The 17,320-nt window shown below is 55.4% G+C and carries 16 protein-coding genes; 5 read left to right on the forward strand and 11 right to left on the reverse strand.

The features are described 5' to 3' along the window. The first annotated feature begins 61 nt into the window (after nt 1-61). Genes SADFL11_RS22550 through SADFL11_RS22565 form a run of 4 tightly spaced genes read left to right on the forward strand, consistent with a single transcriptional unit; the run spans nt 62 to nt 2,610 of the window. Nucleotides 62-751, forward strand: a complete 690-nt coding sequence (locus SADFL11_RS22550; RefSeq protein WP_081450495.1) for a MotA/TolQ/ExbB proton channel family protein — start codon at nt 62-64, stop codon at nt 749-751. Further along, nucleotides 741-1,127 (forward strand): ExbD/TolR family protein, encoded by a 387-nt coding sequence (locus tag SADFL11_RS22555; RefSeq protein ID WP_008191182.1) that lies wholly within the window; start codon nt 741-743, stop codon nt 1,125-1,127. The genes SADFL11_RS22550 and SADFL11_RS22555 overlap by 11 nt, the downstream gene beginning before the upstream one ends. Beyond that, nucleotides 1,124-1,516 carry an ExbD/TolR family protein gene (locus SADFL11_RS22560; RefSeq protein ID WP_040450953.1) on the forward strand — a complete coding sequence of 131 codons (393 nt, stop codon included), beginning with the start codon at nt 1,124-1,126 and terminating at the stop codon, nt 1,514-1,516. The genes SADFL11_RS22555 and SADFL11_RS22560 overlap by 4 nt, the downstream gene beginning before the upstream one ends. Beyond that, on the forward strand, nt 1,513-2,610 hold the full coding sequence (locus tag SADFL11_RS22565; protein ID WP_008196501.1) for a TonB family protein: 1,098 nt from the start codon (nt 1,513-1,515) through the stop codon (nt 2,608-2,610). Before SADFL11_RS22560 ends, SADFL11_RS22565 begins: the two co-directional genes overlap by 4 nt. A 12-nt stretch (nt 2,611-2,622) precedes the next feature. On the opposite strand, the gene SADFL11_RS22570 is transcribed toward SADFL11_RS22565, so the two are convergent. The 10 genes from SADFL11_RS22570 to SADFL11_RS22615 all read right to left on the reverse strand — a co-directional run bounded on the left by SADFL11_RS22570 (nt 2,623) and on the right by SADFL11_RS22615 (nt 15,736). After that, nucleotides 2,623-3,528: a crotonase/enoyl-CoA hydratase family protein gene (locus tag SADFL11_RS22570; protein WP_040452467.1), complete on the reverse strand. Its 906-nt coding sequence runs from the start codon at nt 3,526-3,528 to the stop codon at nt 2,623-2,625. A gap of 98 nt (nt 3,529-3,626) precedes the next feature. Next, the gene (locus tag SADFL11_RS22575; protein ID WP_008194136.1) at nt 3,627-4,178 is read right to left on the reverse strand and encodes a TetR family transcriptional regulator; all 552 of its coding nucleotides are present in this window, start codon (nt 4,176-4,178) and stop codon (nt 3,627-3,629) included. Between the two features lie 170 nt (nt 4,179-4,348). After that, nucleotides 4,349-5,344, reverse strand: a complete 996-nt coding sequence (locus SADFL11_RS22580; protein ID WP_008194600.1) for an ABC transporter ATP-binding protein — start codon at nt 5,342-5,344, stop codon at nt 4,349-4,351. Continuing rightward, entirely contained in the window at nt 5,341-6,351 is a 1,011-nt protein-coding gene (locus tag SADFL11_RS22585; RefSeq protein WP_040450952.1) for an ABC transporter ATP-binding protein, read from the reverse strand. Before SADFL11_RS22585 ends, SADFL11_RS22580 begins: the two co-directional genes overlap by 4 nt. Before the next feature lie 4 nt (nt 6,352-6,355). Further along, entirely contained in the window at nt 6,356-7,330 is a 975-nt protein-coding gene (locus SADFL11_RS22590) for an ABC transporter permease (protein WP_008194172.1), read from the reverse strand. A 14-nt stretch (nt 7,331-7,344) separates the two neighbouring features. Continuing rightward, nucleotides 7,345-8,316, reverse strand: coding sequence for an ABC transporter permease (locus tag SADFL11_RS22595; RefSeq protein ID WP_040450951.1), 972 nt, complete (start codon nt 8,314-8,316; stop codon nt 7,345-7,347). A 220-nt stretch (nt 8,317-8,536) separates the two neighbouring features. Next, complete coding sequence (locus SADFL11_RS22600; protein ID WP_008190209.1) at nt 8,537-10,120, reverse strand: ABC transporter substrate-binding protein; 1,584 nt, start codon at nt 10,118-10,120, stop codon at nt 8,537-8,539. Nucleotides 10,121-10,466: 346 nt separating this feature from the next. Continuing rightward, the gene (locus SADFL11_RS22605; protein WP_008189011.1) at nt 10,467-13,628 is read right to left on the reverse strand and encodes an efflux RND transporter permease subunit; all 3,162 of its coding nucleotides are present in this window, start codon (nt 13,626-13,628) and stop codon (nt 10,467-10,469) included. After that, nucleotides 13,625-14,758 carry an efflux RND transporter periplasmic adaptor subunit gene (locus SADFL11_RS22610; RefSeq protein ID WP_134853115.1) on the reverse strand — a complete coding sequence of 378 codons (1,134 nt, stop codon included), beginning with the start codon at nt 14,756-14,758 and terminating at the stop codon, nt 13,625-13,627. Before SADFL11_RS22610 ends, SADFL11_RS22605 begins: the two co-directional genes overlap by 4 nt. 117 nt (nt 14,759-14,875) lie before the next feature. Next, nucleotides 14,876-15,736: an ABC transporter six-transmembrane domain-containing protein gene (locus SADFL11_RS22615; protein ID WP_008188896.1), complete on the reverse strand. Its 861-nt coding sequence runs from the start codon at nt 15,734-15,736 to the stop codon at nt 14,876-14,878. 201 nt (nt 15,737-15,937) lie between these two features. On the opposite strand from SADFL11_RS22615, the gene SADFL11_RS22620 reads away from it, so the two are divergent. Continuing rightward, on the forward strand, nt 15,938-16,483 hold the full coding sequence (locus SADFL11_RS22620; protein ID WP_167579027.1) for a TetR/AcrR family transcriptional regulator: 546 nt from the start codon (nt 15,938-15,940) through the stop codon (nt 16,481-16,483). A gap of 18 nt (nt 16,484-16,501) precedes the next feature. Here SADFL11_RS22620 and SADFL11_RS22625 read toward each other — a convergent pair whose 3' ends face one another. Continuing rightward, a complete protein-coding gene (locus SADFL11_RS22625; RefSeq protein WP_008191012.1) occupies nt 16,502-17,293 on the reverse strand; it encodes a creatininase family protein in 792 nt (263 codons plus the stop codon). Nucleotides 17,294-17,320 lie beyond the last annotated feature (27 nt).

Below are 17,320 nucleotides of genomic sequence, written 5' to 3' on the forward strand. Positions count from 1 at the left end.
TCCGATCGACGGATTGTTGCTGAAGATGTTGAGCTGCGCTCGCTCTAGAAAGGTTGAAGGCATGATCTCAGAGCTAACACATCAAATCGCATCGTTCCTCCAGCTCGGCGGGCCAGTGGTTACTGTCATTGCTGGATTGTCGGTGATCGCGTTGGCCTTAATCCTTGTCAAAGCTTTTGAGTTTTTGGTTTTGGGTGTCGGTTCGAGCCGTCGCGCAAAGGCGGGGGTAAAGCTCTGGTTGTCACATAGGCCAGGGGATGCACTGGCGGTGATCGGTGCGCCGAAAAGTGCGGCTGACAAGGCCGTCCTGACTGCCTGTAGGCTCCTGGAAAGCCGGAACGGTAAATCGGAAATAGAGGAGCGGGTCGGGGTCCAGGCGACCGGCGACCTGCACCATTTTGCAAAAGGCGTACGGGCTCTTGAGGCCATTGCACAAGTCGCACCACTCATTGGTCTGTTCGGAACAGTCCTTGGCATGATCGAGGCCTTTCAAGCATTGCAATATGCTGGCAGCAACGTCGATCCGTCTGCGCTTGCCGGCGGGATCTGGGTAGCCCTCATGACCACGGCAGCCGGGCTCGCCGTTGCGATGCCCGTGTCGCTGGTTGTGACCTGGCTGGAGGGACGGCTTGAGGCCGAACGGATTGCGATTGAAACACTGACATCCGCTTTGCTTCTGCCCTCGTTGGATCACGGTGTTGAGGAAGTGGACGGTATGCCGGCAGGAGCTGCGCTTTCTTATGCGCGTTGAGCCGCTTCCCAAAAAACACCGTGCAATCTCACTTACGCCCTTGGTGGACGTGATTTTCCTCTTGCTGTTGTTCTTCATGCTGTCTTCGACGTTCACCCAGTTTGGACAAGTGGAAATTGGTGCGCCGGCTGCTGCAGGCGGCTCTGAAACCTTGCCAAAAGCCATTCTGATGGTTGAGGCGGATCGTCTACGTCTCAATGGGACAGTCGTCGTGCAAGACGATCTTGCAGCTGAAGTCTCCGCTCTCACTGAGATCGGCAACGACAGCCTTCTTGTTTACATTAAAGGATCGAGCAGCACGCAGCGGCTTGTCACAGTCATGTCGGACTTGAAATCGGTGTCCGGGCTGAACGTCACTGTTGCAGGGCCCAAATGATCACACTGCCCCGGAAATCCGAGAAGCGACCGCTTGAGACCACGATCTCATTGATCAACATCGTGTTTTTGATGCTGATCTTCTTTCTGGTCGCCGGACAATTGGCACCGCCTTTGGACGGGCAAGTCGACCTGGCAAAGTCTGAGAAGGCGCCGCCTTTGCCGCCGCCTGATGCGCTTTACGCTCGGGCCGATGGACTTCTGGTTTATCGAGACGAGGAGATCAGTGCAGAAGCATTTCTGGGGCGCCAGGCCCCGACCGGAGACGGGATTGTGCGTTTGGGCGCAGATGCGGCATTGCCAGCCGATAAACTGCTAAACCATGTCGCGGCACTCTATGCTGCCGGAGCGCCCAAGGTGCTGATTGTAACCCGCAAGGCAGATCCATGAGCTCATTCCGAAACGCACTCGGGCTAGCGATCTGTGTTTCACTTGCAGTTCATGTCGGTGCCGTCGCCCTGACACTCAAGGCCAAACCGGAATTAGAGGTTGCCGGGGCAGGCGAGACGATCACGATCACGCTTGGGAACGCTCCCTTTAGCACAATCTCAGCAGGTTCAACGCCGCAAGCAGAAGCCTCTCCAACGGCCGAACCAGCAGTCGAAAAGGCTGCTCCCGTTCAGCCTGTCCCCGTATCTGAGGTCGTACAACCGCATGAACCTGTTTCCGTGCCGAAGATAGAGCCTTCACCGCCAGTTGACAGTGTTCCGGCAGTAGAGGCTGTTCCGATCGCAGAGGTAAATGGCAACTTTCAAGCGGTGACCGAACAGAAACCAGTTGCTGAAATCACCGAGGCGCCCGTTCCCGAAAAACCTCACGTCGAACCCGCCAGTTCAGTAGCCGAGCCGCCGCAGACCGACATTACAGAGTTTCAAAAAAACCCTGTTCAGGCGATGTTGGCGAACGACCCGCAGACCACAAAAGAAGTTGATCCTGTATCCGAGGTGGTAACCCCGGCAGAACTGGCAAAGCCGGTTGAGCCCTCTGAAACCGTTGTTTCCACCCCACGGCGGAAACCTTCCCTGCCAAAGACGGAGGTTGCCGAGGCGCAAAAAATGCCTGCAAAGCAAGCAGCAAAAAAGCCTGCGAAAGTTAAGCAGGAAAAGGCGCAAACGGCACGCCGGGCAGGTGCGGGGGGGCAATCTAAAAGAACAGCACAAAAAGGCGGATCAGCGCGCAAAGGCAAAGCGAAGGCGGCCGGGAATTCAGAGGTCACCAATTATCCGGCCAAGGTTCATCGTAAGGTGCTGCGGTCTGTTCGCACGCCGCGCAGCCTTGGACGTTTGGCCAAGGACGCGCAAGTCCGTTTCACTGTTACTGCGAATGGCGGCGTCTCTGGCGTGCGCCTGATCAGATCTTCAGGAAACAAGGCATTCGATCAGGCAGCCCTCAAGTCCGTGCAACGTGCTGCGCCTTACCCCGCGATCCCGGCGGCCGCCAAGCGCGTCTCTTGGACTTTCACGCTGCCAATTGGCGCGCGTTGATCTGGTGGCTCGCTATCGTGCCTGCTGTTTTTCGTCCATTTCACGGATGAGCGTTCGCGCCTCATCGCCTTCCGGGATCGGACGGCCACTGTCACGCCAGTCTATTGCCGCCTTGAAACCTTCCGTTTGCGCGTAGCGGCGGAACCACAGACCCTCCGGATTGTGCCGGGTGATGCCGTCAAAAATCGTTGCTGACATCTGAGCCTGTTCCAGTCCCATGGTCAGCATGATCTGATTGACAACCATCTTGTGCATCGCGAGGTGGCCGGATGGAACGCCTGCAATCCGCGCCGCAAGCGCGTTTGTTTTTTCATCCAACTCACCCGCCGGACAAGAGATGTTGGCAAGTCCCCACTCGGCAGCCGTTGTGCCTGTGATCAGGTCACCGGTGAACATCAGTTGCTTGGCCCGCGCGGGACCAAGGCGGTAGGTCCACATTGCGGTGGTTGGACATCCCCAGACGCGCGTCGGCATATACCCAATGCGTGCGTCCTCTGCCATGACCAGCAAATCGCAGCACAGCGCGATGTCGCTGCCACCGGCCACGGCGGCGCCGTGAACCTTGGAAATCGTTGGTTTTCTGGAGCGCCAAAGGGACATAAAGTCCTCTGTGTTCCGCTTCATCACCGCGTAATCGACCATCGGATCCCAGGGATCGCTCTCCTGCTGGCAGGGATGGTCGGCATCATTTTCGGCATAGTGTGTCAGATCGTAGCCACCGCAGAAGCCCTTTCCCGCGCCTTCAACAATGATGACATGGACGTCCCTGTTGTTCTCTGCCCACTCAACAGCTGCGCGAATTTCCCGCGGGGTGTCGTCGTTGATGGCATTGAACCGCTCCGGCCGGTTCAACAGCAATCTGGCAACACGTTCATTTCCCGGACACAGGTCAATACTCAGTGTTGAAAACGCGGGCATGTAATCCTCCTCCCAAGACCGTAGAGCAGGTTTCATATTGGCAACCGAGAGAAAAGCAGTCAACGCTGACTGTTTATTTTTGTTTTTGGTATGACCAGTTATGTGCGATCTGCAGCCAGCAGGTTTCTGAGTGTCTCGATCCAGTCCGCGATCAACTGATTTTGGTGGCTTTTGTCATTTCTCAACAGGGAGGAAATGGTGACGCCCCGGATAAATTCGATCGTCAAACCGATTGCCTTCTCGGCTCCAGGCTGATCAAGCAGACCCTCAAAAAGCTGTGTGAGGACGCGATCTCGGTCTGCGATGGCATCTTGTTCGGCAGATCTGAGAGCGGTGCGGAGCACTAGGTCTGCGCGGGAGGCAATCCAGAGTTCCAGTTCGGCAACAAAGGAAGGGTGGGCGTAGGCGTTGGCCAGTGTCATTACGGATCTTGTGAGTGGGTCGGCTATATCTTTGAGCTTTTCAGCTTCGCTCCAGACCGCGTTCTCATTGAGTTGAATCAACCGGTTGATCGTCATGGACAACAGATCGGCGTGTGTTGGAAAATGATGCAGAAGCGCACCACGACTGACGCCAGCGCGTTTTTGAACTTCCAAGGTTGTTGTTTTGGAAAGGCCCAGTTCGATGAGCACTTCGACAGCAGCGCTCAAAATTATGGCGCGGGTTGCCTCGCTTCTTTTCTGCTGAAGCGGTCTCTTGGTAGCGACTTGGTTGTGTCCGTCGGATTGAATGATCAGGCCTTCGTCATTCTGCTTGGAGGTTAGAATAGCTGATAAACAGCCTAGCTCTCAAGAAAACGGAATGCGAAGGCCTGTGCAAGTTAAGCGGTGCAGAGGTGGCAAGCGACTTTGGCCTTGCCACCATCGAACTCGCGGACTGCCGGACGTTCCTGACGGCAGCGATCTTCGGTCAATGTGCACCGGGGATGGAAGCTGCACCCCTTAGGTTTGTCGATCGGATCCGGAATTTCTCCAGACACAATCTCCGCAGTCCGCCCAAAAGCGTCGATGTGCGGGGCGGCATCCATAAGCATGCGCGTATAGGGATGACGCGGGTTTTCGAACAGCGAGTCCCGGTCCGCGACTTCAACCAGCCGGCCGAGATACAAGACACCGATTTCATCGGCCATGTACCGGATTACGGAAAGATCGTGACTGATGAAGAGGTAAGTCAGGCCGAGTTCCCGCTGCAATGTCTTCATCAGGTTCAAGACCTGACTTTGCACGGACACATCAAGCGCGGAGGTCGGTTCGTCGCAGACGATGAATTCCGGATTGGATGCAAGCGCACGGGCGATCGCGATCCGCTGCCGCTGGCCGCCGGAAAACTCGTGCGGGAACTTCTCGCCATCGGACTTCGCGAGACCCACCTGATCGAGCAATTCTGCGACCCGTTTGTCGACTTCGCCTGCTGGCATCAGCTCAAAGGCCCGGATCGGTTCACCGATGATATGGCGAACCCGCCAGCGCGGGTTGAGCGAGGCGTACGGGCTCTGGAAGATCATCTGGATGCGGCGCCGCATGGCCAGCTTGCGCTTCTGATCCTTGATGGCGAAGAAATCTTCGCCGTCGATCAAAACCTGACCGCTGGTTGGTTTTTGCAAACCAACGATCATCCGGCCAATCGTTGATTTACCCGATCCACTCTCACCCACCAGAGCAAAAGTCTTGCCCTTCGGTATGTCGAAATCAACGGTGTCGACTGCCGTCAGAAATCGCTTGGATTCCATCGCCAGCATCCGGTTCAGCCATGGCTTGGACACGTCAAAAACTGCGCCCAGGCTCCGCGCACTGATCAAAGGGGTGTCGCCGGTCATTCAGACGCTCCGGAGATTTCTTTTTCGATTTGTTTGTAGGCCGGGTCGTAGAGCCAGCAGGCGACTTCACTGCCATTCACTGGTTCGAGAACCGGAATGTCGTTGAAACAGGCCGAAATGGCTTTGGTGCACCGCTGATTAAACGCGCAACCTTTCGGAATAGCCCGAAGATTCGGCATGGAGCCGGGGATTTGGCTGAGCGTTTGTAACGATCCGGTTGTCGATGGTGTGGAGGCCATCAAGCCGACAGTGTAGGGGTGCGATGGCGCGCTCAAAACGTTCCGGGTCGGCCCTATTTCCGCGATCCGGCCTGCATAAAGAACAGCAACGCGGTCTGTTGTTTCCGCGATCACGCCCATGTCGTGCGTGATCAGAATTACCGCGGTCCCACGTTCCCGGCAGAGGCGCTTCAGCAGCGCCATGATCTGCGCTTGAACGGATACATCAAGCGCTGTCGTTGGTTCGTCCGCAATGATGAGTTCCGGCTCCGCCGCCAGGGCGAGTGAAATCACCACGCGCTGGCGCATGCCCCCGGAGAATTGGTGCGGGTAAGCGTCAATCCGTGTCGCCGCAGCCGGAATGCCCACTTCTTCGAGCAGCGCAATGGCCTTTGCTCGAGCATCGTTTTGGGAGAGGGCCAGGTGGGTCCGGATGGTTTGGATCAGCTGCTGGCCTACCGTCATCAACGGATTGAGGCTGGTCAGCGGGTCTTGGAAGACCATCGCGATCTTCTTGCCCCGGATACGGCGCATGCGCTCTTCGGGAAGATTGTCGATGCGCTCACCATCGAGGTGAATTTCACCACCGCTGATCCGGCCCGGACGGTCAATCAGGCCGATGATGGCAGAGCCGCACATTGATTTGCCGGCGCCGCTCTCACCAACGAGACCCAGGATCTCGCCGGCGCGGACTTCGAACCCAACCCGGTCGACGGGACGCAACACGCCATTGCGGGTCGGAAACTCGACGATGAGGTCGGAGACTTTAAGAAGTGGAGTATCTGACACTGGATTATCGCAATTTCGGGTTCAACACATCGCGCAGCCAGTCGCCGAAAAGGTTCACGGAAAGCGCAAGGGCCAGAAGGGTGAGAGACGGGAACAGCAGTATCCACCATTCACCGGAGAGGATGTACTGCCGGCCGACGTTGATCAGCGTGCCAAGAGAAGGCTGAGTTTTTGGCGCGCCGACACCAAGGAAGCTCAAAGTGGCTTCTGCGATGATGGCCAGTGCCAAGCTGATCGTTGCGATCACGAGTATCGGTCCGGTGACATTCGGGAGAATGTGGCGGACCATGATGCTCCAGCGCTTAAGGCCGATGAGGTGACCTGCCTGAACATATTCCTTCTGCCGCTCTACCATGGTGGCACCGCGGACGGTCCGGGCAAACTGTACCCATTCAGAAAGACCAATGGAGATGATCAAGACCCAGATGGCCATTTCATCCCGCAGATCCGGCGGGATCAGGCCCTTGCCGATACCATAGAGCAGCATGGCAACCATAATGGACGGGAACGTCATCTGGATGTCGGCAATACGCATAATGACACCGTCAACCCATCCACCGACATATCCGGACAGAAGGCCAAGAATGACCCCGAGGGTCATAGCGAACAGTACCGCAACCAGGCCCACGAACAGGGAAATGCGCAAACCGAAGAGAATGGTTGAGAATACGTCGCGACCTTGATCATCGGTACCAAGAAAGAAGTAGTCACCCGTGAAGTCGTTTGATGACATGGGCTTGGTGAAGCCATTCATCAGGTTGAGACTGGATGGGTCAAATGGTGTGTAAGGCGACAAAAACGGAGAGAAGATGGCTCCGAGCACAAGCGTAACAAACACGAGTGACGAAACGACGATCACCGGTTTGGACTTATAGGAATGCCAGATATCGGAATCCAGCCAACGTTGCCAGGTCGATGTGGCGACCGTTTCTGTGAATTCCGGACGGGCACTGGCGCCCTTGGGAGTTTGGGTTTCCATGATGCCTCTTGTCCTCAGTTGTTGCCCACACTGAGACGCGGGTCGATGGTGAAATAGAGCAGGTCGACGATCAGGTTGATGGTCACGAAAATGACGGCAACGAGCAGCAGATACGCTGACATGACCGGGATATCGACAAAGTTGACCGCATTGATGAAGAGAAGGCCAACACCTGGCCACTGGAACACGCTTTCCGTGATGATTGCAAAGGCGACAATCGAACCGAACTGAAGTCCGGTCACGGTAATAACCGGAACCATGGTGTTCTTCATGGCATGACCGAAATTGACAGTCTTCTGGCTCAGTCCGCGGGCTCTTGCAAAACGGATGTAGTCTGTTCTCAAGACCTCAAGCATTTCTGAGCGCACCAAACGCATGATCAAGGTCATCTGATAAAGACCAAGGGTGATCGCCGGCAAGATCATGGATTTCAGCCCGTCGACGGTCAGAATAGCCAGGTCGACCCCGAACAGGCTGCGGGTGTCACCGCGCCCGAAGGAGGGGAGCCAGCCAAGATTAACCGCGAACAGCCAGATCAGGAAAACGCCGATCAGGAAGGTTGGAAGCGAAACGCCGATCAGAGAAGCTGTCATGATGAAGTTTGCGACATAGCCATCTCGTCGGATGGCTGTATAGACCCCCAACATGAAGCCCAGTGATATCGCAATTACGCCTGATAAGAAGGCCAACTCGAGCGTTGCGGGGAGGCGTTCCAGGATCACTTCACCGACCGGCAGGCCCACGCGGTACGAAACGCCAAAGTCGCCGGACATGGCTCGTTGGAAGTAGCGGACATATTGAACGATGATCGGATCATTCAGTCCGAGCCGCTCCTCAAGTTCCGCGCGGTCGGCAGCTGTCGCTTCCTGACCAAGCATGCTCTCCACGGGGTCGCCCATGAATTTGAACATGGCAAATGAAACAAAACCGACGGCCATCAGGACTAGAAGTGCCTGGCCGAGGCGGCGAATGATGAATGCGAGCATTTTTCAAGCCAATCGAGAGACTGTGGCGTCCGCGACAGTCTGCTAAGTCTTCCGATAAGGACGTGCTTATACTTGCGCGATGCGCAGAGTCTACCGTTTTTCCATTGTTTCAACAGTGATGCTGGTGGGAAAAGCCGTAAAACTCATTTGGCTGACAAGCTAAAAACATCACCACCGTACCGAATGAACTTCAAACGGTACGGTGGTGAGAGCGCGAGACTTAGTTAAAAGTCAGGAACTTAAAGTGCGGCTGGTCTTCCGGCTGTACTGCGAAGTTGATCTTGTCAGCCATGCCCCAGTTCAGGACCTGGTTGTGGATCGGCAGGTACAGGTTCTCAGATTTCACCGTATCCCAGATTTCAGCAATCGTGGCGTTACGGACTTCCTGATCTGTTTCAGATGCGAGGCTTTTGATTTTCGCATCCAGATCCGGGTTGGAGTAGCCGGTTGCATTCCAGGAGCCGAGCTTGTCGGTCGTGGTGTGCGTCAGGAAGTTGAAGATGTACTCGGAATCGAACGTCGGAACGCCCCAGCCGAGCATGTAGAAGTCTGTTTCCTTGTTCTGGATCAGCGGGAAGTGCTGTGCCTTCGGCTTTGCGTCGAGGTTAACCTTGACGCCGATCTGGCCGAGCATCCCAACGGCAGCCTGACAGATGCCTTCGTCATTGACATAACGGTCGTTCGGGCAGTTCAGGGTTAGGCCGAAACCGTCGCCGTAGCCAGCCTCTTCCATCAATGCCTTTGCTTTCGCAACGTCATATTCCGGATATCCGTCCAGTGCTTCCGTCCAGCCGTTTACGAACGGGGGCATGATCACACCGGTCGGAGCAGACTGATCGCGCATGACGATCTTCTTGATCGCATCCCGGTTGAGAGCGATGTTCATTGCTTCACGAACGCGGTTGTCAGCGAGCGGGTTTTTGCCGTCGACCGTGTCGCTGGCAAGATCGTCAGCGCCCTGGTTCATACCGAAGAAGATCGTCCGGTTCTGAGCTGCAGTGTTGAGCTTCAGGCCATCGGTCCGCTCAACGATCGGCAAATCCTGTACTGGAACGTCCTGAATCAGGTCCACTTCACCAGACAGAAGAGCGGACACGCGGGTCGCGCCTTCCTGGATAGGGGTGTAAATGATTTCAGTGACTTCCAGCGGGAACTCGCCTTTGCCCCAGTAGTTCGGGTTCTGCTTCAGGATTGTTTCGGAATCCTGTTTGCGGCTTTCAAGGACAAATGCGCCCGTTCCGTTTACAGCGCGCACGCACGGATTGTCACCGCCATTTGCAATGTCTTGCGGTGCTTCGCAGCCGTTGTCGGTTGCCCAGCCGGAATCCATGATGAACAGGTTTGTCATGTTGTTCGGCAGAAGCGGGTTCGGGCCGTCTGTCTCGAAATGGACAGTGTAATCGTCGACCTTGCGCACATCCTTGATGGAGTTCAGCAATTCTTTCATCGCTGATGTCGGCATCATTGCGCGCTTGAATGAGAAGACAACGTCATCGGCGGTGAAGTCTTCGCCGCCATGGAACTTCACGCCTTCACGGAGTTTGAATTCCCAAACGGTCGGATCTTCGGTCGGCTCCCAGCTGGTTGCGAGTGCCGGAATGATCTGTGCTTCCATGTCGCGCTGCAGGAGCGGCTCATACATCTGGTGCGCAAGCGTGTGGGTCGGGCCCTCGTTCTGAGCATGCGGGTCCAGAGTGAGAGAGTCGCCAGCACGCGCCCAGCGAAGCGTTTCAGCGTTTGCTGCGCTCAGCCCGGCACAAAGGGCCACACTTGCAGCAGTCAATTTCAGGAAAGTCTTCGTCATATTTTTCCCCTTCGGTTGTCACTGGGGCCGTTTCCCGGCGTGATCTTATGATGATCCCCAGTTTGCCTGTACGGACTTACTCGCAAGGCTATTGTTCAGTTGGCATTAAACGCCAGCCACCCTGCGGCATCCTGGCGGTAACAGACCCCTATGACTGGTGGGAGTCAAGAGTTAAGTAGATCTACGAAGTGGTTCAAATTATGCATTTTCCGACATGACGCAGCGTCTTTGTTGTTTCCATTGCCGATGCGACCAAGAGTGCGCGAAAGCCACTTGTACATCAGCCGTGAAATTGGCTGGGTGCGCACAAATTGAGACACACTCTTGGGTTACTTCTTGAGCCGTCTCAGTGATTTGTTGTCGCGATAGCTGTGCTTTTCGTGAGGCTGTGTTTTGGTCTTCTGAGGCCGTTGGCCGTGCTCAACAGCTTGCGGATGTCGTTGCCAATGGACAACAATACCGGGATGAGTATGAGGGTGATGATTGTCGCGAAGACTTCTCCGTAAGCGAGGGAGACAGCGGCTGGTATCAAGTAGCGGGCCTGTTCGGACATCTCGCTCATAAGAGGTGCGAGGCCAACGACTGTTGTCGCCGTAGTGAGGAAAATGGCCTGAAAACGTGCAACGCCACAGTTGAAGACTGCATCTTCATGATCGGCACCTTCCTCGCGAGCCTGCACGTAGTGGGTCATCATCACCAGAGAATCGTTGACCACGACCCCAATCAAGGCGAGCACGCCAAAAAACGACAGCAATGAGAATGGCAGATCCATAACTGCGTGCCCGAGAACCGCACCAACAAAACCAAATGGAATAACAGACATGATAATGACCGGCTTCCAGTAGGATTTCAGCGGCACTGCCATCAAGATGTAAATCAGGAGACCGGCGATTAGAAAGGCGCGCAAGAGCCCGCCGCGCATCTCACCGATTTCTTCCAACTCACCGCCCGCATCGACTTTGAGGCCAGGGTACTTGGTTTCAAGGTTTTGAGAAAAGTCCCCGAAGATCGTTTCCGCAACTTCTTCAGGCGCTGCGATGTCCCGGTTGATGTCCGCCATAACGGTCGTAACCAAGGCGCCGTTACGCCTTTTGATTTGGTCCGGAACATAGCTGGGCGTGATTTCAGCCACAGTCGAGAGAGGGATCCACTGGCCTTTCGCGCTTTTTAGCTGCATCTCCATCAGGTCTTCAATGCGATCCCGCGCGGTTAATGCGTTGCGGACGACCACACGGACTTCGGCATCACCCCTCTGTATCCGCTGAGCTTCTCCGCCGCCGAAAGCATATCCGATCTGGCGCGCCAGGCTTTCGGAAGTAAAGCCCAACGACCGTGCCTCTGGCTTCAGGCGTAACCGCAGCTCAGGTTGACCGGTCAGCAGACTGTCCCGGGTGTTGGAAACTCCGCTAATGCGCTCAAGCCGGTCACGGACCTCCAGACTGGCTGCCTCCAGCACTTGCCGATCTTTCGCCATGAGCCGGATCTGGAAACCTCCGCCAAAATCTTCAAATGCCGAAAAGGTGATTTCCGAGACACCTTCCAGAGGGGCAACCCGGGACTTCCATGCTTCCAGGATGTCGCTGGTGGTCAGGTGAGGGCGGTCGGCAGACGGTATCACTTCCATATAGAGCTCAGCCGTTGTCGCGCTGGTGACAAACGCAAACACATGCGCGACGGCTCCATTGCCATTGGCCGTGATCAGCTCCGGATCCTGGTTGAGCGCAACAGCAGCGTCTTCAAGAAGCGCAACGGTTTTCCGGGTGAGTGGAGCCGGTGCTCGCTGATCCATTTGAAGGGACACCGAGATCACTTGGCCCGGCACGTTCGGGAAGAACGCAGATTTGATCTGACCTTTCGCCATGAGACCGAAAACCAAGGCCGCCACGGCGACAAATGTGATCAAAACAGCGTAACGATTTACAAGTGCCCATCTTAGTATCGGGGCGTAGATCCGGTCCCGGAAGCCCAGCAATCCGGCCTTGGCGCCTTTTTGAAGCCAGCTCCAGCCGCGTGCAGCCCATCCTGTTGGATGCGAGGTCGATGATTTTATATGCGCCAAGTGCGCTGGCAGGATGAGCTTGCTTTCAACAAGGGAAAACAGCAGCGCCAGAATGACAACGCCTGCAAATCCCGCAAGAACCTTGCCCAAGGGGCTTGTAATAAGAAGGAGCGGAAAGAACGCGGCAACTGTGGTCAGCACACCGAAGACTGTTGCAACGGACACTTTTTCCACGCCGGCAGCGGTGCCCTTGATCGGATCGGCGAATGTCTTCCGCTGCTCGTGCACACTTTCGCCAACAACCACAGCGTCGTCGACCAAGATACCGAGCACGATGATAAAGCCGAAAGTCGTAATGTCATTGAGCGAATAGTCGACCCATCCGCTTGTAGCCAGCGCGAAGGCACCAGCCAAAGAGATCGGAATGCCCATTGCGACCCAGAAGGCAAGCCGCACGTTCAGGAACAGCGATAGCATCAGCGCCACAAGGATCAAGCCCTGGACAGCGCTGCTGGATAAGAGTTGAAGCCTGTCCGCAATGTAGTCGCGAGAGTTGCCCCAAATGGCAATCTTTACGCCTTTAGGCAAGCTTCTTCGCGCCTCTGCAACAATAGTTTCTGCAGCATCCGAAACTTGCAAAAGATTGTCCTTGCGCCCGATCAGCACTTCCATCCCCACAGAGGGTCTTTGGTTGAAACGTGTCTCGATCGGAGTTTCGTCGAAACCGTCTGTAATGGTCGCGAGCTCACCGAGCGATGTGGTTGTTCCATCTGGCCATGTCGCAACGGGGATCTTTTCGAAGTCGCGAACAGAATAAGCCTGACTGTCTGCGCGCAGGGTGATGTCACCGCCCGCTGTTCTCAGCGTTCCGCCTTGGAAGAAAAGAGACGATTGTTGAATGCGTTCCATGACGTCTGCAATCGTCAAATTATGACGTTGCAGCGTGCCCGGGGTGAATTCGATCGAGATTTCCTGCGTCCGAAGTCCCCAATCCTTGACCCTGGTAATTTCAGGGCTTGCCAAAAGATCGGCGCGCAGGTCGCGGGCAATCTTTTGTAGGGATTTAAGGTCAATGTCTCCGTAGATCTGGATGTAGAGCGCGGGAAGGTCGAAGTCATTCGTTTCGATCACAGGTCGCCGGGCATCCTTTGGCAAATCGTAGATGCCATCGATTCTCAACCGAACGTCGTCGAGAAGTTTGGGGAGTTTTGTGCCATCGGTTTTCTGGATCGAAACCACTGAGAGGCCGGGCTGAGATTGAGACTTGATCGATTTCATCCCCTCCAGACCCTCGACAGCCTTCTCAACTTTTCGCGTGATCTGCTCATCCACCTGCGCGGTGTGCGCATTTGGCAAGGATGTTGCCACCGTAACCGTGTCGGCCGGGATCTTGGGGAAGCCCTCAATTCGCACGGTAAAGACAGATGTGATGCCAGCAAAGAGGATGAAAACCATCAAAAGATTGGCAGCGACGGGATTGCGGATGAACCAGTTTGTGAGCCAAGTCATTTGCTTTGCTCCAGATCCATCGGTGCAACCTTTCGTCCGGGCAAAAACGCGCTCATCGGAAACGCAACGATCCGGAGGCCGGTTTCTTGCGCGAGCTCTTCCGGTGCCGCGACCACGACTTCTCCTGTATCGCGGAAAAGAGACTGTGCCGCGAAGCGTTGCAGCCGATTACCGCGATCAACATGCCAAACGAAACCATTCTGGGTGAGTGCGCTTTCGGGGATGCGGAGGGTGTTTCCGATAGGGCGGACAGGCAGGTGCAACTCCACAAAAGCTCCAGGTAGAATGCGCCCCTCTTCCAAAGGTTTCACCTCCAGAAAAAGCTGATGTTTCCGCGATTGCGGATCCAGGAAGCCGCCGCTCTCCCGAATTCCTGCAGTGCCGATTTTTACGCCACGCTCATCAAACACACCTATGGCTAGGTCAGACCAGTCCTTGGACAATAGTGCCCACTCATGCGCGCTCACCGATGCTTGAGTATCCAGCAGGCTGTCGTCCAGGATCTGAAAGAGAATATCCCCGTCATTGACCGTTGCGCCGGGGCTGGCGTTGCGCCGGGTCACGATACCGTCAAAGGGGGCCCGCAGAGTTGTGGAGCGCAGGTCATATTCGGATGCAGCGACGCGCGCCTCTGTTGCTTTCAAGGCGCGTTCGGCAACACGAACTTGCGGAAGGTGAACGGCCATCTCCGGGGGTGTCTCTCCGGGTTTGGCAGCCGTCCAGTCCTTCATGGCGATGTGGTGCTTGTTTTGTGCCTGTCGAAGATCAAGCTTCGAGCTTTCGTAGACCGATCGCGCATCGGCTAGGTTGGCTACATAGGGGGCATCTTCCAATTGCAGGAGGACGTCACCCTTCGATACCCGGGCCCCGGCGAGAGCGAGGGGCGCTTGATTGCTGACAACACCTGAGATACGGGGCCGCAAATCGACTTGCCAGCGCGGAGCAACCTCTGCGAACACCGTGATTGCGCCGGCATGAGTGCCAATAACCGCATCCACTACAGTTACTGGAGGGAGCGGTTGAGGGGCTGATGTCAAATTTACATCAGCTGTGTCTTCCAGCCCGCTCACCACTCCAGCAACGGCAAGTAATGCCATGAAGGCAAGCGCAATCCAGATGCCTTTTCTCATGATTTGCCGGCCTTTTTTGACGCAGTTTTTCCGATCGGCTGCGTTGGCATTTTGATAGCTTGGCAACGCCCGGCCGCCGTACAGGTGCCAATGCCTGGTGGGGATTGAAACGGGAACTTAGCCAAGGGAAAGGTCTCCGTTTGAGTTGATCCTGCGCGTTATTTCGCTCAATCGGGACCAGCTTTGCAGAGCGATTGGAAGGGTGAGGGCCGCTTCCACAAATTCCCAAGAGTAGCTTGCGATTGAAAAGATGCGTCCTGCGGTAATGCCGGCCAGCCCTGCTGCCTGGTAGAGATTGAAAACGATGAAACCGACCTGAAGCAGGAAAATGCCGCCATAAACAAATGCCTCGGTATCCGAAATCGCGACTTCATGCCGGCGCAGGGCGCGCAGGTGACGGAAGATGCCGAGCCGCTCGCCCCGTGTGAGGACGTCTACTTGCTGTTCGCGCTGCTCGTTGAGTTGACGGTTTTTGTTGTAAAAGCGTCTGTGAAAGCAGGCGTAAACCAGAAGCATCCCGGTCAGCACCAACAGCGATGAGAGGCCGAGCGACATATCGAAATAGGTCAGGATGGTTAGGCTTACGCCCAGTTGTATGAGCGCTGCGATCAGTTGTGGGGCTTCATGCTCCAAAAAGTCGACCAGTTCGCGTGACATGTCGATCCGGGCATTTCGCCTCGAAACATGCAATGAGGAGCATCGCTGATGGAGTTCATCTCCAAGATGCAGCCGTATTGTGCCGTAGGCACGGGTGTCGTAAATCCGGCGTCCGACAGCCAGGAAACAAAGGCCACACAATACGGCCATCATCCAGCCGAGTTCGGAAACCCGGCCCGCAAGCAAGCCGTCAATTGAAAGACCGATCAACAACGGGATCAGGGCAATCAGGCAGTTTTCAGCAAATACAATCGTCCAGGTGATTGCGATTTTCGCCCTGAACATCTGGAAGATATGAGCTAGATCAATCGCCATCCGCATTTTACGGTCATTTCCCTAAAGTTGCTCGAATTCAGTTTTGAGAGGTCGCTTACAAACAAGTTTGTTTCGAATTGAAAATCGAGTGAACGTTCGTTCGTTGAATTACATAATCGGATTTTGGAGAAATGCAATGGAGCCAATACAGGAATGAGTGAAAAACCAACCCGGGAAGAGACGACAAATGCGCGGCGGAAACACATCGTGGAGGTTGCAGCCGCGTGTTTTATTGCGAAAGGGTTTCACCAAACCAGCATTCGGGACATCGCTCGCAGCGCGGGGGTTTCCTTGGGAAATATCTACAATCACTTCCCCGGAAAGACTGAGATCATTGCTGAAATTGCCAGTCTCGAAGCGGCGCAAATCGATGGCTTTGGATCTATGTTTGAGAAAAACAGCAAGGATCCGCACAAGGCGCTTGATCAATTTTTGAAAGCATACTTGAAGACGTGCAGCGCCCCCAGCCATGCGGCGTTGACGCTTGAAATTCTGGCAGAAGCCATCCGGCAGCCGGAAATAACTGTCGGATTCATGGAAAACCGTGAGAAGCTTCTGGCAGGTTTAGAGGGGCTGCTCGGCCGGCTGAGAAATAGCGAGATGGCTGAGAATTATCTTTCGGATCGTGATGCGGCTGAGTTTGTCTTGGATCTGATTGAAGGTGTTGGGATGCGGGTGTTTTTTGAGGAGCGGAAACCTGCAAAACGGGATTATCAAAAACTGCATCTGGCAATCAGCAAGCTGTGTGGATGAGATGGTGGAGGCCAGGCCTTAATCGAAATGCGCCAAGTCAAAGGCATGCACGTCCTGCAACAGTTCAACAAATCCTCTTGCAGCGTGATCTAGCGACGCTTTACCCTTTTCTGCGGTTGCGATTGAGGCGTCCCCAACCGTTCCAGCCGGATTGAGGTCTTGAGCCTTCCAGCCAAAAGCATGAGGGCCGTGCGCTCGAAGGTGCTTGAACTTGGAAGCCAAGTCCTCCTGTGAAGATCTGAAGTTCCGAGCCTTGTCCATGTTTACGAGGTCAGGCCGGAGGTGCAGCATGATTGAAGTCTCGACGTCTCCGCCATGGATGCCGAAGGTCAGCTCATGATCTGAGAACACGCCTTCGGGCTGCCCAAAGCTGGCCCACGCCGTTCCGACGGCCAGCATATTGTGCCGGACACGCAATTCGCGGGTTAGAATGCCAATCAGGGGAACGTTGCCGCCGTGAGAGTTGACCACAACGACCTTGCGCACACCGGCTCTGAGGATGCTGTCGCCAAGCTCAAGCCAGGCCTGCAATGCTGTTTCCCAGGTCATTGTCAGCGTTCCGGCGGATGAAATGTGTTCATTGGATTTGCCGATCGCCTGGACCGGCAAGAAGCTGGCCGGAACATCGTCTGGGAGCAATTCTATGACCCGCTGGATTTGCCCTTCGGCGATTGCGGTGTCGGTATAGACCGGGAGATGCGGCCCATGCTGCTCTATCGCTGCAACTGGCAGAACGGCGATCCAATCCTTGACCTCTGGATGATCGAAATCCGTTGTCGTCATATCTTGCCAGTAGGGTTTCGGCAGCATGCTGCTAGTCTCCAAAAAATTCATGAT

Source organism: Roseibium alexandrii DFL-11 (genome assembly GCF_000158095.2).
GTDB classification, from domain to species: Bacteria; Pseudomonadota; Alphaproteobacteria; order Rhizobiales; family Stappiaceae; genus Roseibium; species Roseibium alexandrii.